We start from the raw sequence: 17562 nt of genomic DNA, 5'->3' as shown, positions 1-17562 counted from the left end.
ATGGAAAATAGACCGATTGCTGTTATTGTGACAGGGGCAGGTGCGCCTGGCATTCAAGGAACACTTTATTCTTTAAAACAGAATTATGATAATAGATCATTTCATGTGATTGGTACGGACATAAATGATTTTGTTGTAGGCAAATATTTGTGTGATGAGTTTTGTGTTATTTCTCCTGCTAAAAAAGAAGAGGAATATTTGTCGGATTTGATGAGTATTTGTAAAGATAGAAATGTAAAGGCTATTCTTCCTCAAAATACAGCAGAACTTTTGTTATTAGCAAAACATAAAAAAATGTTTTCAGACATAGGAGTTGGAATTGTAGTATCCAATTATGATGCAATTGAAAAGGCCAATAATAAATACAAATTATTTCAAATAGCAGAAAGCCTTAATATTCCTGTGGCCAAATATAGTTTGGTTTCAACATTCACTGATTTAAAGAATGAAGCAATTAAATTAGGTTGGCCTCGAAATAAATTTGTGGTGAAACCACCTTTGTCTAATGGTTCGCGGGGGGTGAGGGTTATTGCCCAAGATTTTGATCGTAAAAAAACATTTTATGAAGAAAAACCTTCAAGTCTTTATACTACGATTGATGAATTACATGCAGTTTTGGGAGATGAATTTCCGGAACTAATTGTCATGGAATATTTGCCTGGAGAGGAATATACAGTAGATGTTTGTCGATTAGGAAACGAAATTATTGCACTTCCAAGAAAACGCTTGGCGATTAGAAGCGGTATAACATTTGCAGCTTCTTTAGAAAAAAATGATTTTTTAATTTCCGCTTCTCAAAAATTAGCAGAGAATTTAGGTTTGAATTTCTGTTTTGGTTTTCAATATAAACTGCATGAGGATGGACGTCCGTTGTTACTTGAGTCAAACCCGCGAATACAAGGTACGATGGTCATGTCGACATTTGCCGGTGCAAATATTATATATAATTCAGTTAAATATTTATTGGGAGAAACGATTTCTCCAATGGTAGTTAATTGGGAAACTAAGTTATTGAGGTATTGGGGGGCTCTCGGCATTCAGAATGAAAAATATGTTAAAATATAATTTATTCGATTCTTATCAAGTCATTATATTTGATTTGGATAATACGTTATATGATGAATCTGTTTATTTATTTTCTGCCTATAATGATATTGGAAAATTTATCGAAAAGCAGGTAGGAGGGTATTCAGGAGAATATGTTTCATTTTTAGTTACTAGTTTTAAAAAATATGGGCACCATGGGCTTTTTGATATGTTGTTATCTCATTTTGGCTTGAAAACTAAAATAGAAATGAATGATTTGTTATTTCTTTTAAGGCATACAAAGGTCGTTTTAAAGGTTTATGATGAGATGAAAATGGTGTTAGAATATTTATTAAATCGAAAATGTAAAGTTTATATATTGACTAATGGGAATCGAGAACAACAGCAAAATAAAATAGAAAGTTTGGATATACAGGAAATCTTATCTAAGATAGAGGTGATATATGCGAATGAATATGTGCCTAAACCTTCTGCGTGTTGTATAGACAAAATTGTCATTGAGAATGAGGTAGAAAAGGAGAGTGTGATTATGTGTGGAGATTCTGAAGTGGATTATTTAGCTGCAAAAAATGCCGGAATAGATTTTATTAATGTAAAATGTGTAAATAACTATGTTTCATGATATTGAAAATGTATTAGTTTTAGCACCTCATACAGATGATGGTGAGCTAGGTTTGGGAGGTACTATTAATAAGTTGATTTTAGCTGGGAATAAGGTTACTTATGTTGCATTTTCTACAGCGGAAGAATCTGTTCCAGAGGGATTTCCAAAGGATATTTTGAAAACAGAGGTGAGAAATGCAACTTTGCAGTTAGGAATAAAACCTGATGATTTGATTATTTTTAATTATCAAGTCAGAAAGTTGAATTATGTGAGGCAAGAGATATTAGAGGAACTTATCAATATCAGAAAAAACAAAAAATATGATTTGGTTTTTATTCCAAGTCTTCATGATATTCACCAAGATCATTCTACAATTGCACAAGAAGGCTTGAGGGCGTTTAAAAATACGACTATTTTAGGTTATGAGTTGATATGGAATAATTTGTCATTTGATACACAATGTTTTGTGCGGCTAAGCCAAGAAAATATTGATGTAAAGATTAGGGCATTAAAGGAATATCATTCGCAAGGGAAAAGGAATTATCTTTCAGAAGAATTCGTTTATTCTTTAGCAAGAGCCCGAGGCGTACAAGTGGGATGTGAATTTGCAGAAGCTTTTGAGGTTGTAAGGTTATTTTTGTGAGTTAATGATTAATCTTGTTAAGCAATGAAGATAGTAACGATTGTCGGGGCGCGTCCTCAATTTGTGAAGGCTGCGGTGGTCAGCCGGGTTTTGGCGGGAGCTGAAGGGGTGGAAGAAATTATTGTACATACGGGGCAGCATTTTGATGCGAATATGAGTGATGTGTTTTTTGAGGAGATGTGTATACCCAGGCCTCATTATAATTTGAATATAAACGGATTGGGACATGGGGCGATGACCGGACAGATGTTGGAGAAGATAGAGGAAGTGCTGATAAAGGAAAAGCCGGAATGGGTGCTGGTGTATGGCGATACGAATTCGACGATTGCCGGGGCGTTGGCTGCTAAAAAGTTGCATATTCGTGTAGCGCATGTAGAGGCCGGACTACGTTCATTCAATATGGATATGCCTGAGGAAATAAACCGGATTCTGACAGACCGGATCAGTGATGTGCTGTTTTGTCCGACAGGCACGGCTGTTGAAAATTTGAAAAGGGAAGGGTTTGAGAATATGGGGTGCCGGATTGTGAAAAATGGGGATGTGATGCAGGATGCTGCTCTGTTCTATGCTGAGAAAGCAAAACAACCGGAATTGACTATTCCGGAACATTTTGTTTTGGGTACAGTACATCGGGCTGAAAATACGGATAATCCGGAAAGATTGATGGGAATTTTCAGTGCTTTGGAAAATATTTCGGAAACATGGCCGGTGGTATTGCCTCTGCATCCCAGAACCCGGGGTAAATTGATAGCACTGAATTACGATTTTTCCAATAGTAAGATTTGTTTTATAGATCCTGTCGGATATCTGGAGATGGTGTGGTTGTTGAAGAATTGTAAGATGGTGATGACGGATAGCGGAGGATTGCAAAAAGAAGCTTATTTTTTCGGGAAGTATTGTGTGACGATGCGGAATGAAACGGAATGGGTGGAATTGGTAGAAAACGGATTCAATCTGTTGGCAGGGAGTGATCACGATCGGATATTACAAAGTGTAAAAGAATTGCAGGAAAAAGGTCAGGCCTGCTTTGAAAACCGTTTGTATGGAAAAGGGGATGCGGGGGAGAAAGTACTAAAGGTGTTACAAACGGCGTAAGGAACGAAGTTTTTATCTTCATTCATCATTTTCGGTTCCGGAATTCTCCGGAATATCTTACCTGTGTTTCCTTTTTGTAAAGGGACTGACAAAATGATATAGCCTTAATATATAAATTTATATAATATGAAAATCCCTTTTTCCTTACCTGTCATCGATGATGAGGTAATAGCAGAAATGCATGATACCCTGACTCATACGGGCTGGTTGACGACAGGTCCCAAAGCACGGGCTTTGGAAGATGAAATCCGTCAGTTCACAGGAGGTGAAGCTGTTTTGTGTGTAAATTCGTGGACCTCCGGGGCAATGCTGATGCTACGGTGGCTGGGAGTAGGTCCCGGTGATGAAGTGATTATCCCCGCTTACACTTACAGTGCCACGGCTTTGTGTGCCATGAATATGGGAGCTAAGGTGGTAATGGTGGATGTAAAAGAGGATTTTACCATCGATCCGGACAAGATAAAAGCTGCGATCAATGAACACACCAAAGTGATATTGCCTGTCGATATCGGAGGGTATCCCTGTGATTACGATGCCATCCGGGCAGTAGTGGACGACCCGGAAGTGAAGGCTTTGTACCGGCCTGCCTCCGGGAGGCAAAAGCAATTGGGCCGGATAATGCTTTTGGCGGATGCCGCCCATTCTTTAGGGGCTTTTTATAAAGGGAAGGCTTCCGGAACCGTGGCCGATGTTACCGTTTTCTCCCTGCATTCCGTAAAAAATATAACGACAGGGGAAGGCGGTGCAATTGTATTGAATTTACCGCAGCCTTTCGGCAATCAGAACGAACTGACTTACCTGAGGGCTTTGGCATTGAACGGACAAAACAAGAGTGCTTTCGAAAAAAATCAGGTGGGTGCGTGGCGGTATGATATCATCGATCAGGGACTGAAAGTGAATATGCCGGATTTGTGCGCTACTGTCGGGTTGGCCCAGATGCGCCGGTATAAATCCACGTTTCTGCCCGAAAGGAAAGCCATTTTTGAATTTTATGTCCGGGAGTTTTCAAAACGGGATTGGGCTGTTATTCCCCCCTATCATCACCGGGATACGGAGAGTTCTTATCATCTGTTTCTGCTCCGGATCAAGGATTTCGATGAGGCGAAACGGGATGCCATGATTCAATATATCAGTGAAAAGGGTGTCGGGGTGAATGTACATTACATACCGATGGCTATGCTGACTTTGTTCAAGAACCGGGGATATAAAATGGAAGATTATCCGAATACATACCGGTTGTATGCCAATGAAATCAGTCTTCCGGTTTATAATCATTTAACCCGGGAACAGCTGCGTATCATCGTAGATACCGTTGCCGAAGCCTATGAAGCTGTAAAATAACATTTCTTTCCTTCTTTTTATAATCCGAATTTATGTACAAATTTTTGAAGGTTGTCTTTGACGTACTGCTGGCACTTATTGCCTTGGTGTGCGTGTCGTGGCTGTTGTTGCCCTGTATGCTGATTCTGTGGTGTACGGGGGAACATAAGGTATGGTATCTGCAAAAAAGGGTTGGGTACAGGAACCGGATGTTTTCTATTTTTAAGTTCGCCACCATGCTGAAGAACTCCCCCAATATGGGGACAGGCAGCCTGACCACCCGGAATGATCCGCGTGTATTGCCTTTCGGCCGTTTTTTGCGGAAGACGAAGATCAATGAATTGCCGCAGATATTGAATGTACTCAGTGGAACGATGAGTATTGTAGGGCCGCGTCCGCAGATGAAGGTGGATTTCGAACGTTTTCCGGAACATGTACAACGGGTGATTTATAATGTGCGGCCGGGAATCACGGGGCTCGGCTCTATTGTTTTCCGGGATGAGGAGCGGTTGTTGTCGCAACCGGGGATCGATCCTGTCGTGTTTTATACGGAGAAAATCGCTCCGTACAAAGGTGAACTGGAAATCTGGTACCAACAACATGCTTCGTTATGGCTGGATATTAAACTGATCTTCCTGACGGCCTGGGTGATCGTGAAGCCGGAAAGTGAGCTGCCTTTCCGTTGGCTGAAAGGACTGCCGGAGCGGCCGGAGTATTTGAAATAATTTCTTACCTGAATTTGAAATCAAATTAAAATTAAGCAGATGTTGAATGTCAGTCAATTTATAGCCGACCACATAACGGGCCGGCAAAAGAGCATGTTCGCAGCGGACATTGAGGCGAACCGGGATAAGCTTCGCGCGGAAATAGAAGGTAAACGTGTTTTGGTGATCGGCGGTGCCGGGACGATCGGTTCGTCGTATATCCGGGCGGTGCTGCCTTTCCGTCCTTCAAAGCTGGTGGTTGTGGACATCAGTGAGAACGGGCTGGCGGAACTGACGAGGGATCTGCGCTCGACGTACGGGATGTATGTGCCGGAAGAATACCGGACTTATCCGCTCAGTTTTGCCGATCCGGTCTTTGAAAAGATTTTCCGGGCAGAGCAGGGATTCGATATTGTGGCCAATTTTTCAGCCCACAAGCATGTACGGAGCGAAAAGGATAAATATTCGGTGCAGGCATTGCTGGAGAATAATGTGCTGAAAGCGCGGAAGCTGCTGGACCTGCTGAGTGAATACCCGCCGCGTCATTTCTTCTGCGTGTCGACGGATAAGGCGGCCAATCCTGTAAATATCATGGGAGCCAGCAAGAAGATCATGGAGGAAATGATCATGGCCTATTCTTCGCGGTTCAAAATATCGACGGCCCGTTTTGCCAATGTGGCTTTTTCGAACGGAAGTCTGCTGGCCGGATTTATCGGCCGGCTGATGAAGCGTCAGCCGCTGAGTTCGCCGAACGATGTGAAACGCTATTTCGTTTCTCCTGACGAGAGTGGACAGATCTGTATGCTGGCCTGCATCCTGGGGCAGAACCGGGAGATCTTTTTCCCGAAACTGGGAGCAGAGCAGATGATGACCTTCTCCTCTATCGCCGACCGGTTCCTGCATAGTCTGGGATATGAGGTGAAGCAGTGTGCTTCGGAGGAGGAAGCCCGGCGGTTTGCCGCGGAGATGCCGGTGGATAGTAAAGTATATCCGGTGTATTATTTCACCTCGGATACGACAGGAGAAAAAGGGTTTGAGGAATTTTACGTGAAGGGGGAAAAAATTAATCCGGAACGCTTCGGATCGCTGGGGGTGATTGAGGACCTGGAGGCCCGCCGGATGGAAGAACTGGATACTTTCCTGGAAAGATTGCAGGCGGTATTGAATGACCAGAAAACAGAAAAAGAAGATATTGTCAGAACAATGAAAGCATTTATCCCCAATTTTGAACATATGGAGAAAGGGAAAAACCTGGATCAGAAGATGTAACATTTATTTAAGAGCTAAATTGAGTGGAGTTTCATGACTTGGGATGAAACTCCATTTTTTTTATAGATTATTTGCTGGATTTTTAAATCAAATCATACATAAATATAGAATTTGTGAAAATTAACATTTGCATTTTATATTGCTATTCAGTGAGTTGTTGGGTGAGGGGCAGATTTATGACTTTTTTAAAGAATAAAAACGCGGTAGTTTTATAAAAGTATGTATCTTTGCAAAGATTGATTGGATATTGTATATTAGTTGTAAAATAGAGAGATGCTAAGTTTATTGTCAGATAATTGGAGATTGGTGCTATCGATGGTATTGGCTTTGTTGATCGGCTGGAATATTCGTGTGCCGGTGTTCAAGATGGCCATACTGAAGAATTTTGTGGATAAACCGAATAAACGTTCTTCACATACCGGGTGTGTTCCGAATATTGGGGGAATTGTTGTTTTTTTAGCTTTTTTGTGTTCATTTTTACTGTTTGTCAGATTTGATAGCCGGCCGGAATTTCAGTATGTTTTATTGGGGGCTATTTTAATTTTTCTGGTGGGTATTTATGACGATTTGCTGGAGATATCTCCTCGTAAAAAAGTTAAAGGAGAGATGTTGGGGGTTTTGGTACTGATTGTGGGAGGAGGGTTTTATCTGACTAATCTGCATGGTTTTCTCAGCTTCTACGAGATCAGCCCGTGGGTGGGTATTCCATTGACTTTTGTGGGTTTGGTCGGATTAATCAATGCGATCAATCTGATCGATGGAATCGATGGTTTGTGTTCGGGAATGGCCATGATCGATTGTATTTTTTTCGGTATTTGGTTTTATTATTGTGGACATATCGAGTATGCTTTGATGTGCGGGGTGTTGACTGCTGCCCTTATCCCTTTCTTTTTGATTAATTTGTTCGGAAAGCGTTCCAAGATGTTTATGGGGGATTCCGGTGCTTTGATGGTTGGATCTTTGCTTGGAGTGATGGCGATTAGATTTTGTGAAACGGATATCAATCTGAAAGGTATTTGTGCGGTAGAAGCAGCGCCCGGAGTGGTGTTCAGCGTATTGGCTATTCCGGTGATAGATACGTTGCGGTTGTTCGCTTCCCGCTGGATGAGAGGAAAATCTCCTTTTGCGCCCGATAAACGGCATTTGCATCATAAATTATTGACCATATATAACGGTGTGCATAAAAAAGCTACCTTTACTATTTTAGGTTTGAACCTGTTATTTATGGCATTCGCATATATCGGAAGAGACTGGAGAAATGAAATATTGGTCGGCGGAGATATCGTTCTGTTCGCTGTTATGTTCTATATTGTCGACCGGTTGGCAAAGAGAAAGTTAGCTCAGAAAGCTGCGAAATAAACGATTGCAGAGAATCGGTATTCGCCCGGAGATGATTCCGGGTTTTTTAGTTTTTATTTATAAAAAACGAGATCATGAAAGGTATAATATTAGCCGGAGGGTCCGGAACACGTTTGTATCCTATTACCAAGGGGGTTTCTAAACAGTTGTTGCCCATTTATGATAAGCCCATGATTTATTATCCGTTGTCTGTTTTGATGCTGGCCGGGATAAGAGAGATATTGGTGATTTCAACTCCTCAGGACTTGCCCGGTTTTCGTCGTCTTTTGGGAGAAGGAGAGGATTATGGAGTGAAGTTTACTTATGCGGAACAACCGAGTCCGGATGGGTTGGCTCAGGCTTTTATTATCGGCCGCGAATTTATCGGCAGTGATTCGGTTTGTCTGGTTTTGGGAGATAATATTTTTTATGGACAGAGCTTTTCACATATGTTGCAGGAAGCGGTGAGAAATGCCGAGGAGGAGAAGAAAGCCACGGTTTTCGGTTATTACGTCAATGATCCGCAACGATATGGGGTGGCGGAATTCGATGAGAAGGGAAATGTATTGAGTATAGAGGAAAAGCCTGTGCAGCCGAAATCGAATTATGCCGTAGTCGGATTGTATTTTTATCCGAATAAAGTAGTCGGGGTGGCTTCCGGAATAAAACCTTCGGCCAGAGGGGAACTGGAAATTACGACCGTCAATCAGACCTTTTTGCGAGACGAAGAATTGAAAGTACAGTTGTTGGGACGAGGTTTTGCGTGGCTGGATACCGGTACTCACGATTCTTTATCCGAAGCTTCGACCTTTGTAGAAGTGATCGAGAAAAGACAGGGCTTGAAAATTGCTTGTCCCGAAGAAATTGCCTATAAAAAAGGATGGATCGATGCCCGAAAATTGAGGGATTTGGCTGTTCCGATGGCAAAAAATCAGTATGGGCAATATTTATTGAAGTTACTTCGATAAATGCTGTTAGCAAGAATTAAAATAGTGGCTATGAAGGTGATTAAAACAAGTATATCGGATGTCGTTATCCTGGAACCCCGGGTTTTCGGTGACGAGCGTGGCTATTTTTTCGAGAGTTTTTCCCAGCGTGAATTTAATGAGCAAGTGGCTGAGGTTACATTCGTCCAGGATAATGAGTCTAAATCGTCGTATGGGGTGGTAAGAGGTTTACACTACCAGTTGCCTCCTTACACTCAGGCGAAATTAGTCCGTGTGGTGGAAGGTGAAGTACTGGATGTTGTCGTGGATCTACGGAAAAATTCGGCTACTTTTGGAAAACATGTGGCCGTAGTCTTGTCTGGTGAAAATAAACGACAGTTTTTTATTCCTAAAGGATTTGCACATGGGTTCGCTGTGTTGAGTCCACAGGCGGTTTTTCAATATAAATGTGACAATTATTATGCTCCGCAGTATGAGAGTGGGATTCAGTTCGATGATCCGGCGCTGGGGATCGATTGGAAAATTCCTGAAGCAGAAATGATTCTCTCGGCAAAGGACAGAAAACATAAGGGATTGAGTGAGGCGTTTGTTTTTGAGGGGTAGGTTAGGGGAACGGAGAATGGAGAAATTGAGGGACTTTTAATAGTTGTAAAGGTTTCAGTGGTTGCGGGAGTGTGAGTCTCTGTTGTAGCCGCTGGTACTGGGAAATGTACATTTAATTTATAATTTATGGCGAATATATTGATTACAGGGGCTAACGGACAATTGGGTTCGGAGTTGAGAAAGATCGGTTTTTCCCCTTTGGATGAAGTGTTTTTTACAGATGTTGCCGAATTGGATATTACCGATTATACGGCGATCGAAAAGTTTATCCAGGTACATGAAGTGGATACGATTATCAACTGTGCGGCTTATACGGCTGTAGACCGGGCTGAAGACGAACCCGGGCCAGCTGCTGAAATTAATACCCAAGCCGTAGCAAATTTGGCAAAGGCGGCACAAAAGGGAGATTGTCTGCTGATTCATATCTCTACGGATTATGTATTCGACGGTACCGCAACGACACCTTATACAGAGAAAATAAAGACTTGTCCGGTCAGTGTGTACGGTAAGACCAAATTGGCCGGAGAAGAGGCGATCATCCGTTCCGGTTGTTTTTATATTATTATTCGTACCGCCTGGCTTTACTCCGCCTTCGGTCATAATTTTGTGAAAACCATTTTGCGCCTGGCAGAAGAGCGGCCGGAGATCAATGTGGTAAACGATCAGATCGGTACTCCTACTTATGCAGAAGATCTGGCCAAAGCGATTGTCAAAATTATGGCTAACGATGATCGGGTAGAACATGAAGGGATTTATCATTACAGTAATGCCGGAGTCTGTTCGTGGTATGATTTCGCAGTTGAAATCGTACGGCTGAGCGGTTTGAACTGCCGGGTAAATCCGGTGACTACAGCCGAATATCCGACTAAAACACATCGGCCTGCTTATTCGGTATTGGATAAAACTAAAATAAAGCATACCTTTGGAGTCGAAGTGCCGGAGTGGCAAGAGGCGCTGAGGAGGATGATGGGGGAAATAAGTGGGGAACAGAGAAAGGAAAAAATATAAAGTTATGAAAAATATTTTAATTACCGGAGGTGCCGGTTTTATCGGTTCACATTTAGTACGGTTGATGGTAAATAAATATCCGGAGTATCGGATTATAAATCTGGATAAGTTGACTTATGCCGGGAATCTGGCTAATCTGAAAGATATTGAAAAGAAACCGAATTATGTGTTCGAGAAAGCCGATATTTGTGATTTTCCGGCCATACAGGCTATTTTTGAAAAGTATCAGGTCGATGGCGTTATTCATTTGGCTGCCGAAAGTCATGTAGATCGTTCGATCAAAGATCCGTTTTCTTTCGCTCAGACCAATGTGATGGGAACGTTGAGTATGTTGCAGGCTGCTAAATTAGCCTGGGAGGGCCATTTTGACGATAAGTTGTTTTACCATGTTTCGACCGACGAGGTGTACGGTGCTTTGCAACCCGGTAAGGAACTGTTTACCGAAAAGACCAAGTACGATCCGCATTCTCCTTATTCGGCTTCTAAAGCTTCGTCGGATCATTTTGTCCGGGCTTATCACGATACTTACGGTTTGCCGGTAAAGATCTCGAATTGTTCGAATAACTACGGTTCTTATCAGTTTCCCGAAAAATTGATTCCTTTGTTTATTAATAATATTCGTCATAATAAGCCGCTCCCGGTGTATGGAAAAGGAGAAAATGTCCGGGATTGGTTGTTTGTCGAAGATCATGCACGGGCTATCGATTTGATTTTTCATAAAGGGAAAGTCGGGGATACCTATAATATCGGCGGTTTTAACGAATGGAAGAATATCGATCTGATCAAAGTACTGATCAAGGTAACGGACCGTTTGCTGGGGCGTCCCGAAGGGGCTTCCGATCATTTGATCACTTATGTAACAGACCGGGCCGGGCACGATCTGCGCTATGCTATCGATTCAACAAAATTGAAAAATGAATTGGGCTGGGAACCTTCGCTACAATTTGAAGAAGGTATTGAAAAGACTGTGAAATGGTATTTGGAAAATCAGGAGTGGTTGGATAATGTGACGAGTGGAGATTATCAGAAATACTACGAGATGATGTACAAATAAGTCGAAGATGAAATAAAAAACGATTTCCCGGCCCGAACGACCGGGAATTTTTTTAGTGAATAAAAGCCGGGTGAATATTTTGACCCGGTAATTTCAAGGTGTCAAAGACCAGCGTAGATTCGGCAGAATCGGTTTTTAGCAGGTTGTATACTTCTTTGGCGCGTTTGATTTCTTTCATCAGGTCGTTTTCGTTCAGTGCGTGTGCTGCGTCGCGTTGCAGTTGGTATTTATAGGCTTCCATGAATGTGTTGAAGGAAATTTTGTCTACATCGACACTGGATTTAACGGCGGTAAATGCCAATACGGATTCTATTTTTTGAGTGATACCTACTACAGTAACCTTGCGGATCCAGGATTTGACATCTATACGTACCAGTGCCAGACCATCGACCATGATGAAGTAGTCCGAATGTTCGGCTTGTACTCCTTCACCCGATCCCATCAGCATATTGATACCGGCTCCGATCAGTGCTCCGACTCCGGAGATTACGTTTTCACTACCTCCGGTGACGAAGCTTTTTATTGCATTAGTCGCTTCTCCGACGATTTTGGTGGAATCGTCTTTACAATAGGCCCTCATTTCCGAGGTGTCGGCAATGATATGGGTAATCGGAATGGTAGGGTTTTCGATAGTCCCGGCTGTGCGGATATTGTCTGCAATCTGCGTCTTGAAGTGATCACATTTGCTGGTTGCCAGTTCGAAAAGCAGGTTCAGGTTCAGCATGATTTCTTCTTTCTTTTCAGGTGCCGGATCGGCTTTTTTAATGGAATTTCTTAAACTAGACATGGCTTTTAAATTTAAAAATAAACTGTTGTTTTGTAAGCTTACCCGGCAAAAGTAGTCGGGATTAAAACGGAGGAGTAAATAATTTTTTAAGAGGTAGGTCATTGTTTGTAGATCGTTGGTTAGGTTATTTAAAAAGAAAAGCGGATGGTTGATAAACTCCAATTGACAGTTTAAGAAAGGAAAGAGGATTTAAAAACAGGAGCTGTTATTTTTGGTACCGTAAGCTTACAGCAGTGTTATTCATTAAAAATTTTAAATCATGGAAAATCAAGAATTTGATATAGAACTTTTGGAAAAAAAGTTGGAAGAATATGAGCAGGCTGATTCGAATGTGCGAAGCGAAGAAGTACTCGAATTTGTGAAAAAAGTACTGGATATCACTTTACTCCAGCTCAGTAAAGGGAATGTATCGGATCGGGATATAGAAGAGGATATTCGGTTTGTCCGGGATGAAATCGGGAAACCGGACTTTTTGAAACAGTTGGTTCTGCATGTACAACAGGCTGCTGATAGGTGGGCCTCTGCATCAAAAGAGGAAAATGGACAAGATTACCTTTTCTCTGAATTGTGTCTTTTAATAAAGTTGGGAAGGAATGCCGTTTGTACGTTGGGCTTTTTATGTTGCAGAGAAGGAAAATTCGGGGTTTTATACGATTTTATGACGGCAGGAAATCAAGTGTTGGGTGGGTATTATGATTGGAAGACCCGGCTTAGATCGTATTTTATGAATCTGATCACCCCTTCTATGCTGGCAGAGGCTTTCGATTCTTTACGTCTGGGGAAAGTGGCTGTTCAGACAGCCGGTTGGCGGACGGACAATACCATGGCGGTCCCACAGCTGGTGTCCGATTATTTTCTTTATGTCGATAAAGCTTATGGAGACCGGTTGGATGTACATCTGCGGGGAGAAACCTTGGCTACGCCTGCCAGGCTGGGATTCCCCGCTGTAAAGTTCGACCTTTTTTATGACGGGAGCACCGGACTTTTTAAGTTGCCTTTCGGGTTTCAGGGCTGGTTCGGGCTGTGTGGTGAGAGAACTATCGTTGCCTTTGCTGGAACACGTCTTTTGCAGCTGGGGACGGTATTTACCGATGCAGAGCAAATTTTCGGTCCGAGTCTGATCTATGCCTGTGCTGTGGGGATGGTCGCTCTTGTGGCTCAGCATATGGGGCAAGGGAATTTGTTCGTGCTGGGACATTCTTTAGGAGGAGGGTTGACTCAATTCGCTGTTGCAGCCAATCGTTCGAATCATATTGAAGGGTGGGGATTCAATTCCGCCGGTTTATCGGAAACTTCTGTCAGAGCTTTGCTTACTGCTGCTGATGTAGCAGGTGGCATGGAAAATGTCGTTCTTCATCATTATGTTACCGGAGCCGATCCTGTTTCTAAACTGGGAGGATTGGTCGGAACGGTGACGACAATTCCGGGATCGGCTGACCTGGGGCATACGCGTGATGACTTGCGTCAGGTAATTTAAGACCGATTACCTGGGGGGAGGTATCTTGATAAGGACTTGTCGGATACTTCCTTATTCAATTGAAAATTAAATACAATCATATGGAAACATCAGGAAAACGCCGTCTCCGGATGGGGAAGAAGGGCCAATCGACCCGTTCAGGTAAAACATTGGTAGAAAATCGATCTGTTCGTACCCGTAGTTGTTTGGATACCGAAGCTATAAAAACCCTTCAAATTGCTTATGAATTTCATGGCTATTGGGAAGAAACCCTGGTTTGTCAGGGAGAAAAATATTGTAAAATAGAGATAGAAGGAGGAGGGCATTTACAAACTGTGGGGGCTCCTAACCTGCCTCAGGAAGGTATTTATGTGAACATACCTGAGAATGCAAAGTTTCTGAATTTGCAAGTCGGGGAATGTCACGAAAAAACAATAGAAGTGGAATATCCGATAGCTCCGAATCCATTGCCTGCTTTAGAAGGGGAAGAATTACTATACCGCAAAGACAGTACAATTTATGATTCCGGGTCTTTGTTTCCGGCAGAAGTGGCTGTATTCTCAGCCGTTCGTCGTATCGGGGGAGTAAAGGTTGTACATATATTAGTGAATCCTGTTCGTTATTATCCGGTACAACGGCAACTTCAGGTGGTGGAAACGATGATTTTGAAAATAACGTATGAACTATCGGAAGAGACGGACACTATCGGGAAGCCGCGGCATCATCGGTGCGGAGGCCCTGCGGTGGATATTTTGGGGATGCCGGAGATGGATGGGGTGACTACCAAGGGAGGGGGCAGAGGAGGTAGGGAAGATATACGAACGTTAAAGAATCCCGCTAATTGTGCCGAATTGCTGATCGTGACTAAACCGGACTTGAGACCGGCGTTCGATGATTTCCTCGAATTTAAAAGCCGGGATTTCAAAGTAGCTTTGGCCGATACCGGGCAGATCATATCGGAATTCGGCGGACAATCGGGGATGGATGAGCAGATCCGGGAGTTTTTGTGTTATGCTGCTGAAAATTGGCGTATTTCTCCCCGCTATATTCTGTTAGGTGGAAATATTACGGATATACCGACACATTGGGAATACTTTTTGGGGGCCAGAATTTCGTCCGATCATTTCTATGCCGACTTAAAGGGCGATTTGTCGCCCGATGTCGTCGTATCCCGTTTTCCTGCATCGGAGCCGGAAGAAATGAAGAACATGTGTGATTATTTTATTCGTTATGCTCAAACGCGTAAGGAGTGGGGAAAATCTGTACTGCTGTCTTCCTATAACCGGGAAGATTATAACGAATGTACAGAAGAAGTAGCCGGTATTATCGCTTCCGATTTCCAAATTTATAAGTGTTATGACGGTCAGGCGACAAAAGAAGAAATTATCGAAACGATCAATCAGGGAGTCGGATTTATCAATTATCGGGGACACGGACTTCCGACGGGCTGGCAGGCAGGGAATGGGCTGACTTCTGACGATCTGGTGCAATTGAAGAATGTAGATAAAATACCTCAGGTATTAAGTATCGCATGTTCGAATAATGCCCTGGAAAAAGAGCATTGTTTTGGTTGTGAATGGATCCGGCAAGGCAAAGCTGTCTCTTTCCTGGGAGCTGCCGTACCTTCTTATACCGTTGTCAATCATGAATTCGATAAATGGCTTTGGGAAGGAATCGCTCTGAAAAAACTGAAACGTGCCGGCGAAATATTCAATTACGGTATTCAAAAATTGTATATGAATAATCCCGAAAACGATTTGGTAAAACATACGATTTATGCTTATTTGTTGGTTGGAGATGCTACGGCAGAATGTGATTTTTACCGTTCGGAATGATAAACTATTTTATCGCATTGGCAAACATATGTTTTGTGTTTGTGAAATTTATTTTTGTATCTTATGGTTTGAATTTATTTTTCCTTCTGTATGTTATTAATATTATATGTGGATGGAAAAATATTTTAATGATTATCCGTATAATGTCCGTTAATTTATTTAACATCATACGAATGTTTTAATGATAAATATTTATACAAAAATATTTGCGTATTTTGCTGAAATTCAGTATATTCATAATGTTGTTTTAATCCGAAATATCATTATGAACATACTAAATTTCATGCAACGGTTCCCCGATGAAGCATCTTGCATTGCTTATCTGAAGGAACAGAGGGAACAATCAGGTATTGTCTGCAAACATTGTGGCTGTACGGAACATCGCTGGGATGCCAATAAACTTGTTTTTGAGTGCAAGCACTGCCATCATAGGCAATCATTACGCTCCGGAACTGTTATGGAACATAGCAAGCTGCCTTTCCGTTACTGGATAGCAGCCATGTTCCTGCTAACAAGCACTAAGAAATCCTTTTCAACAGAGGAAATCCGTCGCCAGTTAGGTCACAAACGTTATCAACCCATCTGGGAGATGGTCTGCAAGCTTCGGGATGTCATGGGAAAGCGTGATGAACGCTACCGCCTGACCGGTTCTGTAGAACTGGACGAAGGTTTCTTCACTGTGGAGCTTCAAGAAGAAGAAAAGGACAAACCGTTGAAAAGAGGTCGTGGCAGTCAAAGGAAAGCCAGGATTCTGGTCATGGTTGAAAGCTCCTATTCTACGAAAACTCCCAAGAGAGGAAGACCCAATAAAGCAGTCGGACACCTCAAAATGCAGGTCATATCAGATTTGGGGTCGAAGACAATTACCAAGGTTGTCAAAGAGCAACTGGAGCCGTCAGTAGAACTGACTACAGACGATTCCACATCATATATCAAGTTTGATAAACTCGTCAAGAGCCATAAGGCGGTCACTTCCGGCAAAGAAGCGGTTAAAGTCTTCCTGCCCTGGGTGCATATTGCAATAAGCAATGCCAAAAGGCTTCTGTTGGACGTTCATCATAAGCTTAAAAACGAATACTTACAATACTATCTGAATGAGTTCTGCTATAAATTCAACAGACGCTATCTCGATGAAAAACTATTTGATAGACTCGCTTTCACAGCTATCAACTATAACACCGACTTTAGGTCGAAAATTTATAGACGGACATCATGCGGATAATCATTATATTTTATGATTAAAACAGAAGGGCATGTATTGGTGATCACAATCATGCAATGTCCGGAGAGTAATGTAGTCTGTCTGGAATGTGATACGGAAGAGGAAGTGTATCGGTTGATACGGAAAATGGATTGTGAGATTACTTTTGCACAACCTTTTCATTGGAGACATTCCGGACAGTCTGTTTGGAGAGGGAGAAAAGCTGATTTTTTTTTTGTAAAAGAAGGGGCTTATTTCCGGCGTATCGATTTTAAATTCATCCGTTGGATCAAGGCGGAGGGAAGCTATTGCAAGCTGTTTATGGATAATGCCCGGGAATTGTTGTTGTCGTTCAATCTCACGGAGATTACTTCCTATTTACCGGTTCAGGATTTTGTTCGGGTACATCGTTCTTATATCGTCAATATAAATAGCGTGGATTCGTTTATCGGTAATATGTTGTTTATCGGCAATTGCCGGATACCGATCAGTAAATCCCATAAAAATGAAGTGTTGGAGCGTTTGAATTTAATCGGGGAGGTCTGATTAAACTCTGGTTCCGTTTGTAAACAAAGAAATAAAAATCTATCTTTGCGGACGTTTGGTGGGGATGGGGAAAACATTGATTATCAGTAAAAATAAGATATAAAC

17 protein-coding genes are annotated in these 17562 nt (G+C 42.2%); 16 read left to right on the top strand and 1 reads right to left on the bottom strand.

The features are described 5' to 3' along the window. The 12 genes from ODOSP_RS04690 to rfbB all read left to right on the top strand — a co-directional run bounded on the left by ODOSP_RS04690 (position 1) and on the right by rfbB (position 11632). A complete protein-coding gene (locus ODOSP_RS04690; RefSeq protein WP_013611239.1) occupies positions 1 to 1065 on the top strand; it encodes an ATP-grasp domain-containing protein in 1065 nt (354 codons plus the stop codon). Continuing rightward, positions 1052 to 1669 carry an HAD-IA family hydrolase gene (locus tag ODOSP_RS04685; RefSeq protein ID WP_013611238.1) on the top strand — a complete coding sequence of 206 codons (618 nt, stop codon included), beginning with the start codon at positions 1052 to 1054 and terminating at the stop codon, positions 1667 to 1669. Before ODOSP_RS04690 ends, ODOSP_RS04685 begins: the two co-directional genes overlap by 14 nt. After that, positions 1659 to 2294, top strand: coding sequence for a PIG-L deacetylase family protein (locus ODOSP_RS04680; protein ID WP_013611237.1), 636 nt, complete (start codon positions 1659 to 1661; stop codon positions 2292 to 2294). Before ODOSP_RS04685 ends, ODOSP_RS04680 begins: the two co-directional genes overlap by 11 nt. A 24-nt stretch (positions 2295 to 2318) precedes the next feature. Next, on the top strand, positions 2319 to 3389 hold the full coding sequence (gene wecB, locus ODOSP_RS04675; protein ID WP_013611236.1) for a non-hydrolyzing UDP-N-acetylglucosamine 2-epimerase: 1071 nt from the start codon (positions 2319 to 2321) through the stop codon (positions 3387 to 3389). Between the two features lie 126 nt (positions 3390 to 3515). After that, entirely contained in the window at positions 3516 to 4730 is a 1215-nt protein-coding gene (locus ODOSP_RS04670; protein ID WP_013611235.1) for a DegT/DnrJ/EryC1/StrS family aminotransferase, read from the top strand. 32 nt (positions 4731 to 4762) lie between these two features. Then, positions 4763 to 5434, top strand: a complete 672-nt coding sequence (locus tag ODOSP_RS04665) for a sugar transferase (RefSeq protein WP_013611234.1) — start codon at positions 4763 to 4765, stop codon at positions 5432 to 5434. 39 nt (positions 5435 to 5473) lie between these two features. Continuing rightward, positions 5474 to 6682, top strand: coding sequence for a UDP-N-acetylglucosamine 4,6-dehydratase (locus ODOSP_RS04660; protein WP_013611233.1), 1209 nt, complete (start codon positions 5474 to 5476; stop codon positions 6680 to 6682). 273 nt (positions 6683 to 6955) lie between these two features. Continuing rightward, on the top strand, positions 6956 to 8041 hold the full coding sequence (locus tag ODOSP_RS04655; RefSeq protein WP_013611232.1) for an MraY family glycosyltransferase: 1086 nt from the start codon (positions 6956 to 6958) through the stop codon (positions 8039 to 8041). A 74-nt stretch (positions 8042 to 8115) separates the two neighbouring features. Then, a complete protein-coding gene (rfbA, locus tag ODOSP_RS04650) occupies positions 8116 to 8988 on the top strand; it encodes a glucose-1-phosphate thymidylyltransferase RfbA (protein WP_013611231.1) in 873 nt (290 codons plus the stop codon). 30 nt (positions 8989 to 9018) lie between these two features. After that, positions 9019 to 9570: a dTDP-4-dehydrorhamnose 3,5-epimerase gene (gene rfbC, locus ODOSP_RS04645; protein WP_013611230.1), complete on the top strand. Its 552-nt coding sequence runs from the start codon at positions 9019 to 9021 to the stop codon at positions 9568 to 9570. A 126-nt stretch (positions 9571 to 9696) separates the two neighbouring features. Then, positions 9697 to 10578 (top strand): dTDP-4-dehydrorhamnose reductase, encoded by an 882-nt coding sequence (gene rfbD / locus ODOSP_RS04640; RefSeq protein ID WP_013611229.1) that lies wholly within the window; start codon positions 9697 to 9699, stop codon positions 10576 to 10578. Between the two features lie 4 nt (positions 10579 to 10582). Next, positions 10583 to 11632: a dTDP-glucose 4,6-dehydratase gene (gene rfbB, locus ODOSP_RS04635; protein WP_013611228.1), complete on the top strand. Its 1050-nt coding sequence runs from the start codon at positions 10583 to 10585 to the stop codon at positions 11630 to 11632. Positions 11633 to 11684: 52 nt separating this feature from the next. On the opposite strand, the gene ODOSP_RS04630 is transcribed toward rfbB, so the two are convergent. After that, positions 11685 to 12419: a hypothetical protein gene (locus ODOSP_RS04630; protein WP_013611227.1), complete on the bottom strand. Its 735-nt coding sequence runs from the start codon at positions 12417 to 12419 to the stop codon at positions 11685 to 11687. Between the two features lie 259 nt (positions 12420 to 12678). Here ODOSP_RS04630 and ODOSP_RS04625 point away from each other — a divergent pair, with 259 nt between their 5' ends. From ODOSP_RS04625 to ODOSP_RS04610, 4 genes are all read left to right on the top strand, one after another. Beyond that, on the top strand, positions 12679 to 13896 hold the full coding sequence (locus ODOSP_RS04625; protein WP_013611226.1) for a hypothetical protein: 1218 nt from the start codon (positions 12679 to 12681) through the stop codon (positions 13894 to 13896). An 80-nt stretch (positions 13897 to 13976) separates the two neighbouring features. Next, the gene (locus tag ODOSP_RS04620) at positions 13977 to 15710 is read left to right on the top strand and encodes a C25 family cysteine peptidase (protein ID WP_013611225.1); all 1734 of its coding nucleotides are present in this window, start codon (positions 13977 to 13979) and stop codon (positions 15708 to 15710) included. Between the two features lie 265 nt (positions 15711 to 15975). Then, the gene (locus tag ODOSP_RS04615; RefSeq protein ID WP_013611223.1) at positions 15976 to 16932 is read left to right on the top strand and encodes an IS1595-like element ISOdsp1 family transposase; all 957 of its coding nucleotides are present in this window, start codon (positions 15976 to 15978) and stop codon (positions 16930 to 16932) included. Positions 16933 to 16944: 12 nt separating this feature from the next. Next, entirely contained in the window at positions 16945 to 17457 is a 513-nt protein-coding gene (locus ODOSP_RS04610) for a LytR/AlgR family response regulator transcription factor (RefSeq protein WP_013611222.1), read from the top strand. Positions 17458 to 17562 lie beyond the last annotated feature (105 nt).

The organism is Odoribacter splanchnicus DSM 20712, from assembly GCF_000190535.1.
GTDB lineage: Bacteria > Bacteroidota > Bacteroidia > Bacteroidales > Marinifilaceae > Odoribacter > Odoribacter splanchnicus.
The sequence above is the reverse complement of the archived record's forward strand: the minus strand, read 5'-3'. Positions and strand labels throughout refer to the sequence as shown.